The sequence below is a fragment of the Microbacterium sp. Root280D1 genome (assembly GCF_001428975.1).
Classification (GTDB): Bacteria; Actinomycetota; Actinomycetes; order Actinomycetales; family Microbacteriaceae; genus Microbacterium.
Map to the genome: position 1 here is coordinate 50,439 of NZ_LMJK01000004.1, position 19,329 is coordinate 69,767.

The window sequence follows — 19,329 nt, forward strand, 5'->3', positions numbered from 1 at the left end:
ATCCAGTCTGGCACCGACTCGCTCCGATGCCGGAGTCAGATGCGCTGGAGCTTGGGAAGGGGGCCCTCGAGACGCGCGACCGAGATTCGGACATCGGCGATATCGGCCTTGAGCTCTGTCTTGACGTCGTAGATGTCCTGCTTGAGTTCCGACCGGAGCTCGGCGATGTCGCCCTTGAGTTCGGTGCGGAGTTGGGCCATGTCGCCTTTCAGTTCCGACCGGAGTTCGGCGATGTCGCCTTTGAGTTCGGTGCGCAGTTCGGCGATGTCGGTCTTGAGTTCGGTGCGGAGCTCCGCGATGTCGCCTTCGACCCTCGCGAACCGTTCATCGACCCTGTCGAATCGCTCGTCGATCCTGTCGAACCGTACTTCGAGCCCTTTGGCCTGCTTTGCAAGCATCCGAGAGACGCCGCCGAGCACGGTGGCGGTGACGCCGAAGAGGGCGATGATGATGCCGATCAGGTTCGGATCCACGAGCATTCCCCCAGTCTGCGCCGCGTGATCGACGCTGTCAGGGGTTCGACGATATGAAGCATCGAAGTGGCCGCCGGGGCGACCGCCGTGCTTCTCCCGAGTGCTGTGGAAAGACCACCGCAGAGGGCTCCCGTGCAGAAGGATCGCTGCTCAGGCGGTCGCGGCGCCGTCGGTATCGGACGACAGCGCGGACTCGACCGGCTCGATGCCGTACAGCGTCGAGAGTGCAGTCGCGAAATCGTCCGCGCGGCCGGCAGCGGCCAGTTCGTGGGCGCGGGTGGTCGGCACGTGCAGCAGCACGCCGGTCAGGTGGCGAAGCGCCTGCTCGACCCTGCCGTCCTCATCGCCGCGTGCGCGAGCGCGGCCGATCTCGGCCTCGAGCAGCGCGAACATATGCGACCGCAGGGCGACGACCGACGGCGTGACGCTCTGTCGGCTGCCGACGACGTGGAACGTGTCAGCTGCTTCGCGCACCACGGTGCGTGCGGCATCCGTCGCCTGCAGCTCTTCGAGCGGTGCGTGCAGGCTGATGGTCTCGAGGTCGAGCAGCGCGACGCCTTCGAGCGCTGCGACGGCGGGGTCGACGTTGCGCGGCATGCCCAGGTCGACGACCATCTGGCTGTGCGACGCGACGGGGCATCCCTCGGGTGCGATGCCGGTCGGCGCCTGCAGGTGCTCAGGTGTCAGCACCGGAGCGGTCGCCGTCGTGCAGGTGATCAGCAGGCTCGATCGCGAGGCGACGCGCGCGTAGTCCTCTGCGGCGACCGGGCGGATGCCGTGCTTCGCGGCGAACTTCTCGGCGCGGCCCGAGGGTGAGTACACCGAGATGTTGACGGCTCCCCGTTCGCGCAGTGTCGCGAGGGTGACCGCTGCGTAGGCACCGGTGCCGACGAGCAGCACGCGCTCCGTCGACCAGTCGGCGATGCGGCTGTCAGCGAGTTCGAGGGCGAGGCGCACGAGCGAGCGGCCGGCCCGGCCGAGGGCTGTGACGTTCTTGACCTTGCGCTGCGCCTGGCTCGCGCGCTGGAAAAGCCGCTCGAGCTCGGGCGAGGTGGTGCCCTCCTTGCGCGCGGACTTGAGGGCGCGACGCACCTGACCGGCGATCTCGCCTTCGCCGGAGACGACGGATTCGAGTCCCGATGCGACGGAGAAGAGGTGCTCCGCCACTCGACGACCGGAGTGCACCTCGTAGGCGCCGTCGAGTTCGGACGCGCGGATGCCGGTCGATGCTTCGACAGCCTCGAGCACCGCCTCGACACCGATCGCACCCGCTGCCGTGACGGGCTCGTCCATCTCGACGTAGGCCTCGAAGCGGTTGCAGGTAGCAAGAACGACCGCACCCTGCACGCAGGACGCCATGTCCACGACCGTGGAGGCGACGTCATCGGGGGTGCGGCTCAGGCGTTCGAGCAATTCGAAGGAGGCGGTCTTGTGACTCGCCGTGACAACCAGCAGCACATGACGATTCTACCTGAGGCTTCATGCAGGTCGGCCCGGCGGCGGATGGGAGGATGGTCGCATGGTCCTCTCCGACGCTCCGCTGCTGCGCGCCCTCACCGGCCCCCGCCCCGAACATGCTCCCGTGTGGTTCATGCGCCAGGCCGGCAGGTCGCTGCCCGAGTACCGCGAGCTGCGCGTCGGCACGCGCATGCTGGACGCCTGCCTGACTCCCGATCTCGCGGCCGAGATCACGCTGCAGCCCGTGCGTCGTCACGGCGTGGACGCCGCCGTGTTCTTCAGTGACATCGTCATCCCGCTGCGTCTCGCCGGGGTGGACGTCGAGATCGAGCCCGGACGCGGCCCCGTGTTCGCCGACCCCGTGCGGTCTGCCGCCGATGTCGATCGCATCACAGCGATCGACCCGCTGTCGCTCGACGGCACCGCGATCGCCGAGGCCGTCGGCATCGTCACGGCCGAGCTCGGCGACACCCCCCTGATCGGATTCGCGGGTGCTCCCTTCACTCTCGCCGCGTACCTCGTCGAAGGCGGCCCGTCGAAGGAGCACCTGCGGGCGCGGGCCATGATGCACGCCGATCCGGAGTCGTGGAACCGCCTCGCGGGCTGGCTCGCGCAGGTCTCACGCCGGTTCCTCGAGATCCAGCGGGATGCCGGAGCATCCGTCGTGCAGTTGTTCGACTCCTGGGCCGGGTCGCTGAGCACCGCCGACTATCGCGCGTACGTGGCACCGCATTCGCGTGTCGCCCTCGATGCCATCGGCGTGCCGAGCATCCACTTCGGCGTGGGCACCGGGCCCTTCCTCGCCGACATGCGCCTGGACGGCATCGCCGACGGCGTCGGTGTCGACTGGCGGATGCCGCTCGACGAGGCCGCCGCGATCCTCGGCCCCGACGTCTCGGTGCAGGGCAACATCGATCCGGCACTGCTGTCCGCTCCGTGGCCGGTGCTCGAGGCGCATGTGCGCGACGTCGTCGAGCGCGGGCGTGCCGCCAGGGGACACATCGTCAACCTCGGGCACGGCGTGCCGCCCGAGGCGGACCCCGATCAGCTCACCCGTATCGTCGAGCTGGTCCATTCGATCTGAGTCCCAGGGCGCTTCACGGCCGAGCTTCACGAGGATGCAATATAGCGTCAGTGCTAGATTGCACCCATGACAGATAGCGCGTCGGACGTCTTCGCGGCTCTGGCGCACCCGACGAGGCGCCAGATCCTGCAGGATCTGAAAGAGGGCGAGCTCGCAGCGGGTGAGATAGCCTCGCGGTTCTCGTCGAGCGGGCCGACGATCTCGCGGCACCTCGGCGTTCTCCGTCAGGCGGGTCTCGTGAGCGAGCGCCGTGATGCCAATCGCATCCTGTACTCCCTCGTCGGCGAGCGGCTGGCCCTCTCCGTAGGCGACTTCCTGTCGACCGTGTGCCCCGAGCAGATCGTGCTCCGTGAGGTCCGCAAGCGCGGCACCGGGCGGGAATCCGCGGTGCAGACCGAGGCGTGACGGGTTTGTCCGGCCGAATGCTGGAAGCCGTTTCCCCGGCGGATGGAAGGATTGACGCATGACGTCGAAGCCAGCGAACAGTGAGACGCCCCGCGCCGAACCGGCCGACCTCGCCGCGAGGGCGGCGGAGAGGCACATCGTCGTCATCGGCGGGGGCATCGGCGGCCTGATCGCTGCCCGGGAGTGCGTCAAGGTCGGCATGCGCGTCACCCTGCTCGAGGCGACGGATGCCGTCGGCGGCGCCATCCGTCGCGCTGAGCTCGACGGAGTGGTGGTGGATGCCGGCGCGGAGAGCTACGCGACGAGGGGCGGCCGTGTGCGCGCTCTGATCGAGGAGCTCGGCCTCGCCGACCGTATCGTCGCGCCCGCGGCAGGGAGCGCCTGGCTCGCTGGCATCCCCGGCATCGGCGCGGCACCGCTGCCCGTCGGCGGGATCCTCGGAATCCCCGGCAATCCGTTCCAGGAGGACGTCCGCCGCATCATCGGGTGGTCGGGCGCATGGCGTGCGTACCTGGATCGCGTTCGCCCGCCGCTGACGATCGGCCACAGTCAGAGCCTCGGCAGACTGGTGTCGTCGCGCATGGGAGCCAGGGTGCGCGATCGTCTCGTCGCCCCGGTCACGACCGGTGTGTACTCAGCCTCGCCTGACGACGTCGACGTCGACATCGCGGCCCCCGGACTCAACGCAGCCCTCACCCGCGTCGGATCGCTCTCGGGGGCGGTGCAGACGATGCGGCAGGAGAGCGCGGACAGAGTTGCGAAGGCGCGCGGAGCCGCGAGTCGCGAGGGTGCCGCGCTCGCGCCCGGCGCGGCCGTGGAAGGGCTCGACGGCGGTATGACGGTGCTGATCGAGGCGCTGGTCGCGGATATCGAGAAGCTCGGTGGCGTCGTGCACACCGGCGCGCAGGTGACGCAGCTGACGCGCACCGCCGAGGCGTGGATGGTGAAGGCTCACGCCGACGTCGCTCCCGTGGCAGACGCCGTTCTCGGCGACGCTCACGCGGAGGAGATCGAGTTCGCCGCAGATGGCGTGGTGGTCGCGACCTCCGAGGCCGCCGCGAGGCGACTTCTCGAGAAGAGCGTGCCCGCACTGGCGGAGACCGCGCCGGCGGATGCTCCGGAGATCGAGATCGTCACACTGCTGCTGGAGCCGTCGGCACTGGCGGGTGCTCCACGGGGCACCGGCGTGCTGACCGTCCCCGGCAGTCACACAGCGAAGGCGCTCACCCACTCCAGTGCGAAGTGGGACTGGGTGCGCGCCGCGGCCGGCCCCCGGCACGTCGTGCGGGTCTCGTTCGGAGCCCAGGGCGAACCCGCCGCCACCACCGCGCTCGACGACGACGCCGCGGCTCGACTGGCGCTGAGCGAAGCATCGGCTCTCCTCGGCGTGCCGCTCGCGGCGGGCGACCTCGTGGCGTCTCACCGCGCGAGGTACGTGCAGTCGCAGCCTGCATCGATCATCGGCTCCGGTGCGCGCCGAGAGGCCGCGAGGTCGGCTGTGCAGGGCGTGCACGGGCTCGCCGCCGTCGGCGCGTGGCTGGCCGGCACGGGTCTCGCCCAGGTGATCCCCGACGCGCGCGAAGAGGCGGACCGGCTTCGTCGGGCGCTGCTCTGGGACTGACGCCGTCGCACGAACCCGAAAGTCGCTCCGCTGTCAACCCTCTGCGTGACAGATGCCGAAATCGGCATACGGGGCTACGCTGGACACCTGCAGGCGGCTCCGAGTCGTCGGTTCGCCCCAGGCGTTCACACCGGAACAACGTGAGGAGACCCCATGAAGGGGAAGATCGGACTCGTCGTAGGAATCGGCGTGGGATACGTGCTCGGAACCCGCGCGGGCCGCGAGAGGTACGAGCAGATCAAGACGCAGTGGCTGAAGGTCTGGAACCTCGACCCGGTGCAGGAGCAGGTCGACAAGGTCAAGGGCTACGTCGGCGACAAGGCGGCGGCAGTGCCCGGTGCGATCTGGACCGGCGTGCAGAAGGTCGTCAAGTCGGCCGGCGGTGGCGACAAGACCGCTGGGCAGCGACTCGACTCCGCCGTGGCTGCGGGGCGCAAGGCCGCTGACGACATCGTCGACGCCACCGAGGACGCCGTCGACGAGGTCAAGGACGCCGCGAAGAAGGACGACGCGAAGAAGCCCGCGGCCAAGAAGCCGGCAACGCCCGGCTCCACCGCCGCGAAGTCTGGCAGCTGACATGCCCCGCGGATACCGCGATCGCGCCGAGGACAGCCTGCTGTCCCTGATCGGCGATCTTCCCGAGCTCATCAGCAGCCTCGTCAAAGCCGAGATCAACGCGGCCAAGACCTGGATCTCGAAGACGGCGAAGGACGCAGGAATCGGCTCCGTCTGGTTCCTCGTCGCTCTCTTCTTCCTGTTCTGGGCCGTGCCGGTGATCCTGGTGTTCGCGATCGCCGGGCTGTCGTCGTGGTGGCCGGTCTGGCTGTCCGCCCTGGCGGTGCTCGGCATCCTGATCCTCGCCGTGCTGCTGTTCGCGCTGCTCGGCATCCTGAAGTTCCGCAAGGTGCTCGCTCGTAAGAACCCCGCGCAAGCGGTGGGCGAAGACATCAGACTCGTGAAGGAAGCCGGCAATGACGAACTCTGAGATCACGAGGCCTCTGCCCAAGACGGCGGTTCCGGCGGGCATCGTCGACCCGGTCCAGTCGGCTCGGGCGGAGCTGAAGGCCGCTCTCGCGGCGATCGAGGTCAAGGGCAACTTCCCCCGGCGCATCGACACGGCCTCCAAGCGCGCCGCGGCGAAGGCGAGGGTCTTCGCCGACCGCAACCCGGCTGCCGCGATCGCGGGAGCCGTGGGCGTCGCGGTGATCATCGGCGGTGCCGTCTGGGCGATCGCCCGCGCGCTCTCACGCTGACCGCAGGCCGAATTCCTCGCATCCTGACTCGCGTTCGCGAGTGCTTCACAAAGGGGGCAGACTGGATCCATGTCCGATGCGCGCGAAGAGAACCCGTCCGGCTTCACCCTCTGGGCAGTCTGGCGACGAAACCCCGATGTGGCTGTCACCGAGTCCGACTCCACGGAGCTCGAGACGATCGTCTCGTACATCGAGGACTCCGGCGTCACGGTCCGCGGCTTCTACGACGTCTCGGGCCTGAAGGCGGACGCCGATCTGCTCGTGTGGCTGCACGGCGACACTGCCGAGGACCTGCAGAAGGCTCTTCGCCGCCTCCGCCGCACCGAGTTGCTGCGCACCCTGCTGCCGGTCTGGAACGTCATGGGCGTGCACCGCGATGCCGAGTTCAACCGGGCTCACGTCCCGGGATTCCTTCGCGGCGTGGAGCCGAAGGACTGGCTGTGCCTGTACCCGTTCGTCCGCACGCCGGAGTGGTATCTCGCGCCCGAAGAGGAGCGCCGGAAGATGCTCGCCGATCACGGACGCAAGGGAGCGGCGTTCACCGGGGTCATCGCGAACACGGTCGCGGCATTCGCCCTGGGCGACTACGAGTGGATCCTGCCGCTCGAAGCCGACGAGGTCACCGAGCTGGTCGATCTCATGCGCGACCTGCGCTACACCGACGCGCGCCTGTACGTGAAGGAGGAGGTCCCGTTCTACACGGGTCGACGCCTCCGGTTCGACGAGATCGCGGACGTGCTGCAGTAGGTCGACGATGAACACTCAAAGTCAGACCTCCTCCCCGATCCGATTGGGCACCCGCCGCAGCGCGCTCGCCCAGGCGCAGTCGGGGCACGTCGCCGCCGCGCTCGAGAAGATCTCGGGGCGCCCCGTCGAGCTCGTACCGATCACCAGCGAGGGCGACACGAATCGTGCGTCGCTGTCGGAGATCGGCGGTCAGGGCATCTTCGCCACGCGTCTGCGAGAGGCACTGCTCGCCGGCGAGTGCGACTTCCTCGTGCATTCGCTCAAGGACCTTCCCACCGCGATCCCCGACGGTCTCGTCATCGCAGCGACCCCGGTGCGTGAGGACGCGCGCGACGTCGCGATCACTCGCGGCGGCACACCGCTGCACCAGCTCCGTTCCGGCAGCAAGGTCGGCACGGGATCCCCCCGGCGCATCGCGCAGGTGCACCGGAGGGCTCCGCACGCGGAGGTCGTGGACATCCGGGGCAACGTCGATTCTCGTCTGCAGCGGGTCGCCTCCGGCGAGTTGGATGCGGTGATCCTGGCTGCGGCCGGTCTGTCGCGCCTCGGCACGGACTCCCCGCTGCGCCGCGAAGAGCTGGGCCTCTCCGAATGGCCGACAGCGCCGGGGCAGGGATCGCTCGCGGTGGAGACGCGCACGGATGCCCCCGCAGAGCTGCTCGCCGCGCTCGCCGAGCTCGACGACTTCGACACGCGTCTGGCGGTGACCGTAGAGCGTGCCGTTCTCGAGGGGCTGGATGCCGGATGCCAGGCGCCGATGGCCGCACATGCGGTCGTCGAGGGCGACGAGATCCGCATCAGGACAGTCGTCTACGCCACCGACGGTGGGCGCCGTATCGGCCTCGACGTCACCGAAGCCGTGAACGGGGAGTATATTCGTCGGAACGGCAGCGGCAATGGAGCGGATGCTGCCGGTGGTGCAGACCCGATGCACGCAGCACGCGAGATCGGGTTGTCTGTCGCCCATCGGCTGCTCGAGCAAGGGGCGGCCGACCTCGTCTCCCGAGAGCATTCCTCATCATGACCAATTCGAAGCAGGACCGACCGCTGGACGGCTGGCGCATCCTCGTACCCCGCGGAGGGCCGTGGGGCGACGGTGTCGCCGCCAGTCTGCGCTCCCGTGGCGCGGTGCCCGTCGTGGCACCGCTGATCAATTTCGCCGCCACCACCGACCAGGCAGCCCTCGACGTCGCTCTCACCCGGCTCGCGGATGGAGAGTACGACTGGCTGACGGTGACGAGTGCGACGACCGTCGACGTGATGTTCGCGCACCGCGCGATCGTCCCGCGCCGCACGAAGATCGCGGCCGTCGGCGAGACGACCGCCGCCGCCCTGCAGGCGGTCGGCTACGAAGTCGCGATGGTGCCGGACGAAGACAATTCGGCAGCGGGCATGGCCGAGCAGCTCATCGCCCTCGAGACCGAGCCTCGTCGCATCCTGGCGCTGCGCAGCGAGATCGCGAAGCCCGTGCTCAGCGTCCTCCTGCAGGAGGCCGGTCACGATGTCGACAGCGTTGTGGCATATCGCACGGTCGGCGTCCCGGTCACGGAGCGCATCAAGCGTGATGTCGAGAACGGACGGATCAACGCGATCCTGATCACGAGCGGTTCGGTCGCCGAGCAGGTGCGCGAGCAGTTCCCGCTGATCCCGGACGACACGCTGCTGGCGGCCATCGGTCCGCGCACCGCGAAGGATGCCGATCGGGCAGGTCTGCCGATCACCGTCGTCGCCGACCGTCAGACTGTGGACGCGCTGATCGACGCGGTGTCGAGCTACACCCTCCCGCATGCGGCGGACGAGTTGGCACCGTGAGCTTTCCCGACGTACGACTGCGCCGCCTCCGCCAGTCTGCTGCAGTCCGTGGACTGGTGCGCGAGACCTCGATCGAGCCCCGTCAGCTGGTGCTTCCACTGTTCGTTCGCGAGGGACTCACCGAGGCCGCGCCCATCGGATCGATGCCGGGGGTCGCGCAGCATTCGCTCGACTCTCTGCGGGCCGCCGCGACCGAGGCTGCCGAGGCGGGTGTCGGCGGTGTGATGCTGTTCGGCGTGCCCGCCGTGCGCGACGCTCAGGGCTCGGGCGCCGACGACCCCCAGGGGATCCTCAATGTCGCGACCGAGGCGCTGGCCGCCGAGGTGGGCGATGCACTCGTGGTGCAGACGGATCTCTGCCTCGACGAGTTCACCGATCACGGTCACTGCGGCGTTCTCGCAGCTGACGGGTCGGTCGACAACGATGCGACCCTCGAGCGGTACGCCTCCATGGCGCTCTCGCAGGCGCGCGCCGGCTCGCAGCTGCTCGGTCTGTCGGGGATGATGGACGGCCAGGTCGCGGTCATCCGCGAGGCGCTCGACTCGGACGGCTACACCGACGTGCTGCTGCTCGCGTATGCCGCCAAGTACGCGAGCGCGTTCTACGGCCCGTTCCGTGAAGCCGTCGACTCGCAGCTCACGGGCGACCGTCGTACCTATCAGCTCGACCCGGGCAATCGTCGCGAGGGTGTGCGCGAGGCCGTCGTCGACGAGGAGGAAGGCGCCGACATCGTCATGGTGAAGCCGGCGATGGCGTTCCTCGATGTGCTGCGGGAGGTGCGCGACACCGTCCACATTCCTGTGTGGGCATATCAGGTCTCCGGCGAGTACGCGATGATCGAGGCGGCCGCTGCGAACGGCTGGATCGATCGTCGTGCATCGGTCCTCGAGTCGCTGCTCTCGATCCGCCGTGCGGGTGCTGACGTCGTCCTGACCTACTGGGCGACCGAGGCCGCCCGCTGGCTGCGCGGCTGAGTCGCGCACGCCTTCGCTGAGAGCCCCGTCGATCTGAGTCCCGCCCTCAGGTCGGCGCATTAGCCTGGATGGGATGCCGGGAGAGGTCCGCGCATCGTTGAGGAGTGTGCTGTGACCGACCGCAATGACGACCTGTTCTCCGCTGCCCGCACGGTGATCCCCGGAGGGGTGAACTCGCCGGTGCGCGCGTACGGCTCGGTCGGCGGCACGCCGCGCTTCCTCGCCTCGGCGAGCGGCGCGACGGTGACGGATGCCGCAGGCAACCGCTACGTCGACCTCGTGGCATCCTGGGGGCCGGCGCTGCTCGGCCACGCGCAGCCGGAGGTCGTCGCCGCCGTGCAGGAAGCGGCCACCCGAGGCCTTTCGTTCGGCGCTCCCACGGAGGGCGAAGTCGAGCTCGCTCAGCTGATCGCCGACCGCGTGCGGTTCGGGGAGGTTCGGCCGGTGGAGCGGGTGCGGCTCGTGTCGACCGGAACCGAAGCGACCATGACGGCGATCCGCCTCGCCCGCGGCGCCACGGGACGCGACCTGCTGGTGAAGTTCGCCGGGCACTATCACGGGCACTCCGACGGTCTGCTCGCCGCGGCGGGCTCCGGTGTCGCGACGCTCGCGCTTCCGGGTTCCGCGGGTGTGCCTGCGCCCATCGCGGCTCAGACGCTGGTGATCGACTACAACGATCCCGACGCTCTCGCAGCTGTGTTCGCCGAGCACGGCCCGCGCATCGCAGCGGTGATCGTCGAGGCCGCAGCGGCGAACATGGGTGTCGTTCCGCCGCTGCCGGGGTTCAACCGCCTGCTCGCCGAGACCGCTCACGCGCATGGCGCCCTGCTGATCCTCGACGAGGTGCTGACGGGCTTCCGCGTGCACCCGGCGGGCTTCTGGGGGCTCCAGGCGGCCGCCGGTGAGGACTATCTGCCCGACATCATCACCTTCGGCAAGGTCGTCGGCGGAGGGATGCCGCTGGCTGCGCTCGGAGGCCGTGCGGAGATCATGGACCTTCTCGCTCCTCTGGGACCCGTCTACCAGGCGGGCACGCTGTCGGGTAACCCGCTGTCGGTCGCTGCGGGTCTCGCGACGCTGCGCCTCGCCATGCAGGAGGTGTACGCGACCGTCGACGCGGCCGCAGCGCGAGTCTCCCGCGCCCTGGATGAGGCGCTCACGGAGGCCGGTGCGACCCACGCCGTCGCCCATGCCGGCAACCTCTTCAGCGCCTCCTTCCGCGGATCTGCACCTCGCGACTACACCGAGGCTCAGGCGCAGGAGTCGTTCCGGTACGCCCCGTTTTTCCATGCGATGCGCGAGCAGGGCGTGGCGCTCCCTCCGAGCGTGTTCGAGGCGTGGTTCCTCACCGCCGCTCACGGTGAGGAAGAGCTGCAGCGCATCGAGGCAGCTCTGCCCGTGGCTGCGCGCGCCGCAGCTGATGCCGCCGCGACTGCCTGAGCGGAGCTGACCCCCCCCAGCCGCCGTGACGGCTCCCTCGCGGAAGGCCTCCAGGACGCGCGGGTGGCCCCGCTCGAGGAAAGCAGCATCCGTGGAGGCATACTCGATGCTGCCCTGAGCGATGCGACCGGCTGTTCGTCCTCCAGCCGCGATCTGCCGCCGCTTCTCGACCCAGGAGTCGAGCAGCTCCGCACGCTGCTCGAGGCCGGCGTCGGTGGCGAATGTCATGTTCCGAATCTAGTAGATTTGTTCGAAAGTCGAGCGAAACATCGGAATGGAAAAGGGGTGGAATCGTGGGAACCGACAACGGATCGTTGCCTTCCTGTGAACAAGACACAGACATCTGGAAGGGTGCCGCTGGCAGACTGGACGCATGGTGACGTTGCTGCTGGACCAGACGCAACTCGAGATCGTGCTCTCGCCGATCGAGCGTGCGGCGAGCTTCCACCGGGACAACGTGCGGCTCGTGCGCGACACCATCACCAAGGTCCAGCTCATCGATGATGCGTGGACCTGGTTGCGTGGCGTGCCGAACCCGGGGACGCACATCCCCGGAGTGCTCGCCGCGGGCACGTGGAAGGCCGCAGGCAGCGTCGACTTCGTCCTCATCCGCAAACGTCGTCCCAGCGTGGTCATCGATCTCTCCGGGGATGCGCAGTACCGGCGACTGATCCTCACGACGAGGCACGGCCTCGCCCTGACCCAAGCGCTCCGACTCGATGTGTCGGATGAGCCGGCGGACGTCGAGGAGATCGTGGCGACGTCGCCCACGCCGGTCTCGAAGGGCAGCCGCCGCCCAGTGATCCGCCCGCGTCCCGCCTGACCGTCACGGAACGGGAAACGCCCTCCGCAGCCTTATGGCGCGGAGGGCGTTCGCAATGGGGGAGCGACCTCAGGAGCGGTCGTGCTCACCTTCGTGGTGCTCACCTTCGTGGTGCTCACCTTCGTGGTGCTCACCTTCGTGGTGCTCACCTTCGTGGTGCTCACCTTCGTGGTGCTCGCCCTCGTGGTGCTCGCCTTCGGCATCCGACGCTGCCTGCGCGTCGGCTGATGCGTCGGCGTCTCCGAGCGGATAGTCCTTCGGCTCGTCCTCGTAGTACGCGCGCGCTGCTGCAGCGAGCATCGAGGTGACGGCCGCGGATCGGGGGTCATCGTCAGACGGCGCGGCGACGTCATCCGACGACTCCGACGCGTCTTCGGAGTCGTGCGCCTCGCCGAAGAACTCGACGCCGGAGTGCTCCTCCGCGCCGCTCTCGGCCGCCGAGGGCACATCGGGATCGGTGGGAGCATCGACAGGGGTCGTGCCGAAGAGGATGTCGTCGAAGGAGGGCTGAGGCTGCTCCTCGGCCGGGGTCTCGTGCTCGGTCGATTCCCCCGTCGAGTCGTCGTCGCCGGAGACCTCGTCACCGCCCGCATGCGCGGCGTCGGAGGCCACATCAGCCGCATCCTCGGCGTCGTTCGCATCCGAGGCGTCCGCTGCGTAGCCGAGCTCCGCCGCGGCGTACTCGATGTCGCGAGCCGCATCCGCTGCATCCGCGGCGGCGTCAGCCTCGACGTCGGCCGCATCGGCCTCCGCGCGTTCGGCGTCGGAATCGGACGAGTCGGAATCGGACGAGTCGGCTTCGGACGCGTCGGCATCGGACGCAGCAGAATCGGGGGCACTCGGACCGGACACGTCCTGAGCGTCGGACGCAGCAGGGACCGCCGCGAGCGGCGCCGTCGCATCCGCGACCGGCGTCTCCGACTCGATGACCGGTGCAGCCGTGATGGCCTGCGGGGCGAGTCTCCCGCCGCGCACGAGCTCGATGAAGACGTCTTCGAGCGTCGGGCCGCGCTGCACCAGGGTCGCCAGAGCGATGCCGGCCGATGCGGCGATGGCGCCGACGGCGCCGGCATTGCTGCCGCGGACCGTGAGACCCGAGCGGAGCACCTCGACCTCGAGGCCGGCGGCCGAGAGCGCCGCCTTCAAGGCCGCGCGATCTTCGGCGTCGACGACCACGGATCCGGCGGACGGGTCGGCCAACTTCTCGATGCCGCTCGAGAGGACCAGCTGGCCCTTCGAGAGCACGAGCACGTGGTCTGCGACCTGCTCGATCTCGCTCAGCACGTGTGAGGAGACGAGAACCGTGCGGCCCTCATCGGCGAGCCGGCGCAGGAGGAGTCGGATCCACCGGATGCCCTCGGGGTCGAGCCCGTTCGCCGGCTCGTCGAAGACGAGCGCGCCAGGGTCGCCCAGCAGCGCGTGCGCGACGCTCAGCCGCTGCCGCATCCCGAGCGAGAAGCTGCCGATGCGTCCTTCCGCTTCGTGCTCGAGCCCGACCAGAGAGAGGACCTCGTCGACACGCGAGAGCGGGATGCCGTTGGCCTTGGCCGCGATGGTCAGCTGGCGGGCTGCCGAACGCCGCGGGCGGTAGGCGGTCTCCTCGAGGACGGAGCCGATGGTGCGCAGCGGGTGACGCAGTTCAGGATGTGCGACTCCGCCGATCGTGGCGGTGCCGCTCGTGGCGCGCACCTGACCGAGGAGGATGCGCAGCGTGGTGGTCTTTCCGGCACCGTTCGGGCCGAGGAAAGCGGTCACGACGCCGGGCTCGACCCGCGCGGAGAAGTCGGACACCGCCGTCACGTCGTTGAACCGCTTCGTGACGTGCGTGAACTCGAGCACCTGTCCGTCGGGCATCTGCGACCTCTCGTTGCAGTGGGCAGTTCTGTCTATCCTGCCGGAAAAGCCGCCGGATCGTGCATTTACCGTACAGACACGGCCGGATGCAAGGCTCAATCCACCGGGTAGCCTGGCAATCGTGACCGAATCCAGCGCCGCTTCCCGGGTCCTCGTCCGTACCGAGGGAGCCCTCGGCAGGCTGACCCTGAACCGACCGGAAGCGATCAACGCGCTCGACTTCGGCATGGTGCAGGAGATCACGCGCACGCTGGAGCGGTGGCGGTACGACACCGATGTGCAGATCGTGCTGATCGACGGCGAAGGCGACCGAGGCATGTGCGCCGGCGGCGATGTGCGGGGACTGCACGCGCAGATCGTGGAGGGCCGATCCGATGAGACGGCGGAGTTCTTCCGCGCGGAGTACGCGCTGAACGCGATGATCGCCGAGTACTCGAAGCCCGTGGTCACCGTCGCCGACGGCATCACGATGGGCGGAGGCGTCGGACTGTCGGGCCACGCGGCCATCCGCATCGTGACCGAGCGGTCGAAGCTCGCGATGCCGGAGACGCGGATCGGCTTCACTCCCGACGTGGGCGGCACGTGGCTGCTGTCACGCGCTCCTGGGCGGTTCGGCGAGTACTTCGGGCTCACGGGGGCGTCGATGAACGGAGCGGATGCCGTGCTGCTCGGCTTCGCCGACCATTTCGTGCCCTCCGATCGCCTCGACGCGCTGCGCGAGGCGCTCGCGTATCGTGCCGATCCGACAGGTCCGGCCGAGATCGTGCTGCTGTTCGACGAGACTCCCGATCCCTCGACGCTTCCGGCCTCTCGGGGATGGATCGACCACGCGTTCTCCGCCGACACGGTCGCGGAGATCGTGTCGCGGCTGCGCGCGGACGAGGCCCCGGATGCCGCGGCGACCGCGGATCTGCTCGAGAGCCTGGCGCCCACCGGGCTGGCCGTCACGCTCGACGCCGTGCGGGAAGCACGTGCGCTGCCGAACCTGCGTGCCGCCCTGGAGGGTGAGTACCGCCGCGTCATGTGGTTCGTCCTGCGGCATCCCGACCTCGTGGAGGGGATCCGGGCGCAGCTGATCGACAAGGACCGCAATCCGAAGTGGAACCCGGCGACGATCTCCGAACTGCCTGCAGACCCCGGCGCCGACGCTCGACACTTCACGCCCGAAGACCCCCTCTTCTAGAGCATTTCGATATATCCGCGGTTGTTCGCCGCGGTGCATAAACCGCTGGCCGCGCCCGAAATGGTTCGCTGTGAGCGAAGGTCCGCCCACAGGGGGATACGAATGTCCGGAGTTCGTGCCACCCTTGCATGTGCGCGATCGTCGGCCTGCGTCCGCCCGTCGGGAGATCCGCCGATTCATCCTTCCTAGAAAGTCCGCCTGTGCTGGGAAAAATCCTCCTCCGTTATCTCGCCCGCTATAAGTGGCTGCTCGTCGCCGTGCTGGTGTTCCAATTCGCCAGCGCTCTGGCCACCCTCTACCTCCCGCGCCTGAACGAAGACATCATCAACAAGGGCGTGGCCCAGTCCGACACCGCCTACATCTGGCGCACCGGGCTCTTCATGCTCGCCGTCTCGCTCGGCCAGATCATCGCGTCGGTCATCGCGACCTACTTCGCGGCTCGCGCGTCGATGGGTGCGGGGCGCGACATCCGTGCCGACGTCTTCGCCAAGGTCAGCGGATTCTCCGAGCGAGAGGTGTCGCAGTTCGGCGCCGGCTCGCTCATCACGCGCAACACGAACGACGTGCAGCAGGTGCAGATGCTCGCGATGATGGGCGCGACGATGCTCGTCACCGCGCCGCTGCTCGCGATCGGCGGCATCATCTTCGCCGTGCAGACGAACATCGGCCTGAGCTGGCTCATCGCCGTGTCCGTCCCGCTGCTGCTGATCGTCGCCGGTCTCGTCGTCAGCCGCATGGTTCCGCTGTTCCGCAGCTATCAGGGAAAGCTCGACACCGTGAACCGCGTGCTGCGCGAGCAGCTCACCGGCGTGCGCGTGGTCCGTGCCTTCGTCCGAGAGGGCATCGAAGAAGAGCGCTTCCGCGGTGCCAACACCGACATCATGGTGGTCGGCCGCAAGGTCGGCTCGCTGTTCGTCCTGCTGTTCCCGCTGTTCATGCTCATCCTCAACGTCACGATCGTGGCGGTCGTGTGGTTCGGCGGCATCGAGGTCAACAGCGGCACGGTGCAGGTCGGCACGATCTTCGCCTTCATGCAGTACATCGGCCAGATCATGGGCGGCGTCATCATGGCCAGCTTCATGGCGATCATGATCCCGCGCGCGGCAGTGTCGGCCGAGCGCATCGGCGAGGTGCTCGAGACGCAGTCGAGCATGGTGCGGCCGGCCGACGGCGTGACCGACTTCCCGACACCCGGTTCGGTCGCCTTCGACGGCGTCGAGTTCACCTACCCGGGCGCCGACTCTCCCGTTCTCAAGGGCATCAGCTTCGCGGCCGAGCCCGGCGAGACGGTGGCGATCGTCGGATCGACCGGTGCCGGCAAGACGACCCTCGTGTCGTTGATCCCACGACTCTTCGACGTCTCCGGCGGAGCCGTCTTCGTCGGCGGCGCCGATGTGCGCGATGCCGACGTCGAGTCGCTGTGGGCGACCATCGGCCTCGTTCCGCAGCGTCCGTTCCTCTTCACCGGAACCGTGGCCTCGAACCTCCGGTACGGCCGCGAGGACGCGACCGACGAAGAGCTCTGGCATGCGCTGGAGATCGCTCAGGGACGCGACTTCGTCGAGGAGATGCCCCAGGGGCTCGACTCGAGGATCACCCAGGGCGGCACCAACGTCTCGGGCGGTCAGCGTCAGCGCCTGGCGATCGCCCGCGCGATCGTCCGTCAGCCGCAGATCCTGGTCTTCGACGACTCGTTCTCCGCGCTCGACCTCACCACCGACGCCCGACTGAGGCAGGCGCTGTGGCGTGAACTGCCGCACGTGACCAAGATCGTGGTCGCGCAGCGCGTCTCATCCATCACCGATGCGGACCGCATCGTCGTCCTCGAAGGGGGCACCATGGTCGGCGTCGGCACGCACGAGGAGCTTCTCGAGACCAGCACGACCTACCGAGAGATCGTCGAATCGCAGCTGGGGGTGGACGCATGAGCGAGCAGGACGCTCCCCGGACCCGCCGCGGTCGCGCGGCCAAGGCGGCGGACACGACCCCTGCGGTCGAGCCGGAGCTGACAGACGAAGAGAAGTACGAGGCCGAGCTCGCCGAGAAGGCGCGCCAGGACGGCGGCGGCTGGGACAGCGTCGCTCCCGGAAAGGCCGACAACTTCGGCAAGAGCTTCAGCCGGATGATCGGGCTGCTCAAGCCGTCGGCCGTCTGGTTCATCCTGGTGTCGATCGCCGGCGCCGTCGGCGTCGTGCTCACGGTCGCGGCGCCGAAGGTGCTCGGTGAGGCCACGAACCTCATCTACAAGGGCTTCATCTCCGTGCAGCTCGCGCAGGCGAACGGGGACTTCCCCGGGTTCCCCGCCGGCACTCCGCAGGACGATGTCGTCGCGGCACTCCGCCAGGGAGGGCAGGACGACTTCGCCAACCAGGTCGAGGCCCTCGGCGCCTTCCGTGTCGGTGACGGTGTCGACTTCGACGCGCTGCGGTGGATCATCATCGCCGTGCTGGCGATCTATGTCACCGCCGCCTTCCTCAGCTGGATCCAGGGTTACGTCATCAACGTCATCATGGTCCGCACCATGTGGCGTCTGCGCGAGCAGGTCGAGGCGAAGATCAACCGTCTGCCCCTGTCGTACTTCGACAAGGTGCAGCGCGGTGATCTGATCTCGCGCGTGACGAACGACATCGACAACATCACCCAGACCATGCAGCAGTCGCTGTCCGGCGCGATCACGGCCGTACTCACGGTCGTGGGCGTGCTGGTCCTGATGTTCTCGATCTCCTGGCAGCTCGCTCTCGTCGCGCTCGTGGCGCTCCCGCTCATGGGTGTGATCTTCGGCGTCATCGGCCCTCGCTCGCAGAAGGCCTTCGGCACGCAGTGGCGCAAGGTCGGCCGTCTGAACGCTCGCGTCGAAGAGGCCTTCTCCGGTCACGCGCTGGTCAAGGTCTTCGGTCGCGAGCAGGACGCGCTGGAGAAGTTCCAGGGCGAGAACGAGGAGCTGTTCCAGGCCAGCTTCAAGGCGCAGTTCCTCTCCGGCATCATCATGCCGGCGATGACCTTCGTCGGCAGCCTCACCTACGTGGGCATCGCGGTGCTCGGCGGTCTCATGGTCGCCAACGGGCAGCTGCGTCTCGGAGACGTGCAGGCGTTCATCCAGTACTCGCAGCAGTTCACGCAGCCGCTGTCCGAGCTCGGTGGGATGGCGGCCGTCGTGCAGTCCGGCACGGCATCGGCCGAGCGGGTGTTCGAGCTCCTCGACACCGAAGAGCAGGAAGCGGACGACGCGGATGCTCCGAAGCTCGCCGACGGCAAGGGCGTCGTGGAGTTCGAGAACGTCGCGTTCTCGTACACTCCCGACCGTCCGCTGATCACCGACCTCTCGTTCCGGGTCGAGCCCGGTCAGACGGTCGCGATCGTCGGTCCGACGGGAGCGGGCAAGACCACTCTCGTCAACCTCATCATGCGGTTCTACGAACTGAACGGCGGGCGCATCCTGCTCGACGGTCAGGACATCTCCGAGGTCACGCGTGACCAGCTGCGCTCTCGCACCGGCATGGTCCTGCAGGACCCGTGGCTGTTCGCCGGGAGCATCCGCGAGAACATCCGGTACGGACGCTCGACCGCGACCGACGACGAGGTTCTCGAAGCGGCGAAGGCGACCTATGTGGATCGCTTCGTGCATGCCCTCCCCGAGGGCTACGACACCGTGCTCGACGAAGACGCGTCGAACGTCTCGGCGGGCGAGCGTCAGCTGATCACGATCGCGCGAGCGTTCGTGGCCCAGCCGTCGATCCTGATCCTCGATGAGGCCACGTCGGCGGTCGACACCCGCACCGAGCTGCTGCTGCAGCACGCGATGGCGGCGCTTCGACAGGGACGCACCTCGTTCGTGATCGCGCACCGCCTGTCGACCATCCGCGATGCCGACCTCATCCTCGTGATGGAGCACGGAGACATCGTCGAGAAGGGCACGCACGACGAGCTCATCGCCGCGCAGGGCGCCTACTGGCGCCTCTACCAGTCGCAGTTCGAACAGGCGGCGACCGACATCGACGCAGAGGACGCGCTCACCGGCTCGACTCCGGTCGTCATGAGCGGCGACGCCGAAGACGCGGCTGCGTCGGCACAGGTCGGCGTCTCGGTGGGGGCGCAGACTCCCGCTGCCGAGGCAGCGGCCGCGCAGGCAGTGGTCGAACGGCCGGATGCCGGAGGCTCCTCACGCGCCTGAAGCGCCAGAGCGCCTGAAGCGCCAGAGCGCC

At 68.7% G+C, this 19,329-nt stretch carries 18 protein-coding genes and 1 pseudogene; 16 read left to right on the plus strand and 3 right to left on the minus strand.

The features are described from left to right. Positions 1–35: 35 nt before the first annotated feature. Positions 36–479, minus strand: a complete 444-nt coding sequence (locus ASE34_RS18055) for a hypothetical protein (protein WP_056280447.1) — start codon at positions 477–479, stop codon at positions 36–38. Between the two features lie 144 nt (positions 480–623). Continuing rightward, positions 624–1,931 (minus strand): glutamyl-tRNA reductase, encoded by a 1,308-nt coding sequence (locus ASE34_RS16815; protein WP_053098001.1) that lies wholly within the window; start codon positions 1,929–1,931, stop codon positions 624–626. A gap of 61 nt (positions 1,932–1,992) precedes the next feature. Between ASE34_RS16815 and hemE the strand changes: the two genes are divergently transcribed. The 13 genes and pseudogenes from hemE to ASE34_RS18375 all read left to right on the plus strand — a co-directional run. Next, entirely contained in the window at positions 1,993–3,015 is a 1,023-nt protein-coding gene (gene hemE, locus ASE34_RS16820) for a uroporphyrinogen decarboxylase (protein WP_053098000.1), read from the plus strand. A 66-nt stretch (positions 3,016–3,081) separates the two neighbouring features. After that, positions 3,082–3,420, plus strand: a complete 339-nt coding sequence (locus tag ASE34_RS16825) for a metalloregulator ArsR/SmtB family transcription factor (protein ID WP_053097999.1) — start codon at positions 3,082–3,084, stop codon at positions 3,418–3,420. Between the two features lie 58 nt (positions 3,421–3,478). Further along, entirely contained in the window at positions 3,479–5,041 is a 1,563-nt protein-coding gene (locus tag ASE34_RS16830; RefSeq protein ID WP_056280450.1) for a protoporphyrinogen/coproporphyrinogen oxidase, read from the plus strand. Positions 5,042–5,194: 153 nt separating this feature from the next. Then, positions 5,195–5,617, plus strand: a complete 423-nt coding sequence (locus tag ASE34_RS16835) for a hypothetical protein (protein ID WP_056280453.1) — start codon at positions 5,195–5,197, stop codon at positions 5,615–5,617. 1 nt (position 5,618) lies between these two features. Further along, positions 5,619–6,026: a phage holin family protein gene (locus ASE34_RS16840; RefSeq protein ID WP_053097996.1), complete on the plus strand. Its 408-nt coding sequence runs from the start codon at positions 5,619–5,621 to the stop codon at positions 6,024–6,026. Beyond that, positions 6,013–6,294: a hypothetical protein gene (locus tag ASE34_RS16845; protein WP_056280457.1), complete on the plus strand. Its 282-nt coding sequence runs from the start codon at positions 6,013–6,015 to the stop codon at positions 6,292–6,294. Before ASE34_RS16840 ends, ASE34_RS16845 begins: the two co-directional genes overlap by 14 nt. Before the next feature lie 69 nt (positions 6,295–6,363). Next, positions 6,364–7,041 carry a hydrogen peroxide-dependent heme synthase gene (gene hemQ, locus ASE34_RS16850; protein ID WP_053097994.1) on the plus strand — a complete coding sequence of 226 codons (678 nt, stop codon included), beginning with the start codon at positions 6,364–6,366 and terminating at the stop codon, positions 7,039–7,041. A 7-nt stretch (positions 7,042–7,048) separates the two neighbouring features. Then, positions 7,049–8,065, plus strand: coding sequence for a hydroxymethylbilane synthase (gene hemC, locus ASE34_RS16855; RefSeq protein ID WP_056280459.1), 1,017 nt, complete (start codon positions 7,049–7,051; stop codon positions 8,063–8,065). Further along, positions 8,062–8,853, plus strand: coding sequence for a uroporphyrinogen-III synthase (locus ASE34_RS16860; protein WP_053097992.1), 792 nt, complete (start codon positions 8,062–8,064; stop codon positions 8,851–8,853). Before hemC ends, ASE34_RS16860 begins: the two co-directional genes overlap by 4 nt. Further along, positions 8,850–9,827 carry a porphobilinogen synthase gene (gene hemB, locus ASE34_RS16865; RefSeq protein ID WP_053097991.1) on the plus strand — a complete coding sequence of 326 codons (978 nt, stop codon included), beginning with the start codon at positions 8,850–8,852 and terminating at the stop codon, positions 9,825–9,827. Before ASE34_RS16860 ends, hemB begins: the two co-directional genes overlap by 4 nt. A gap of 111 nt (positions 9,828–9,938) precedes the next feature. Next, positions 9,939–11,267 carry a glutamate-1-semialdehyde 2,1-aminomutase gene (gene hemL, locus ASE34_RS16870; RefSeq protein WP_056280461.1) on the plus strand — a complete coding sequence of 443 codons (1,329 nt, stop codon included), beginning with the start codon at positions 9,939–9,941 and terminating at the stop codon, positions 11,265–11,267. A gap of 373 nt (positions 11,268–11,640) precedes the next feature. Then, the gene (locus ASE34_RS16875) at positions 11,641–12,090 is read left to right on the plus strand and encodes a hypothetical protein (RefSeq protein WP_053097989.1); all 450 of its coding nucleotides are present in this window, start codon (positions 11,641–11,643) and stop codon (positions 12,088–12,090) included. Next, positions 12,087–12,221: pseudogene (locus ASE34_RS18375) on the plus strand (hypothetical protein); the annotation flags it as partial. The gene ASE34_RS16875 and the pseudogene ASE34_RS18375, both read left to right, overlap by 4 nt. Here the strand turns inward: ASE34_RS18375 and ASE34_RS18060 are convergent. After that, the gene (locus ASE34_RS18060; protein WP_235567525.1) at positions 12,160–13,944 is read right to left on the minus strand and encodes an ATP-binding cassette domain-containing protein; all 1,785 of its coding nucleotides are present in this window, start codon (positions 13,942–13,944) and stop codon (positions 12,160–12,162) included. The pseudogene ASE34_RS18375 and the gene ASE34_RS18060 sit on opposite strands and share 62 nt — an antisense overlap. Positions 13,945–14,065: 121 nt before the next feature. Here ASE34_RS18060 and ASE34_RS16885 point away from each other — a divergent pair, with 121 nt between their 5' ends. The 3 genes from ASE34_RS16885 to ASE34_RS16895 all read left to right on the plus strand — a co-directional run bounded on the left by ASE34_RS16885 (position 14,066) and on the right by ASE34_RS16895 (position 19,298). Next, positions 14,066–15,127 carry an enoyl-CoA hydratase/isomerase family protein gene (locus ASE34_RS16885; protein ID WP_056280465.1) on the plus strand — a complete coding sequence of 354 codons (1,062 nt, stop codon included), beginning with the start codon at positions 14,066–14,068 and terminating at the stop codon, positions 15,125–15,127. A 200-nt stretch (positions 15,128–15,327) separates the two neighbouring features. Further along, positions 15,328–17,055 (plus strand): ABC transporter ATP-binding protein, encoded by a 1,728-nt coding sequence (locus ASE34_RS16890; RefSeq protein ID WP_056280467.1) that lies wholly within the window; start codon positions 15,328–15,330, stop codon positions 17,053–17,055. Next, entirely contained in the window at positions 17,052–19,298 is a 2,247-nt protein-coding gene (locus tag ASE34_RS16895; RefSeq protein ID WP_056280470.1) for an ABC transporter ATP-binding protein, read from the plus strand. Before ASE34_RS16890 ends, ASE34_RS16895 begins: the two co-directional genes overlap by 4 nt. The last annotated feature ends 31 nt before the right edge of the window (positions 19,299–19,329 follow it).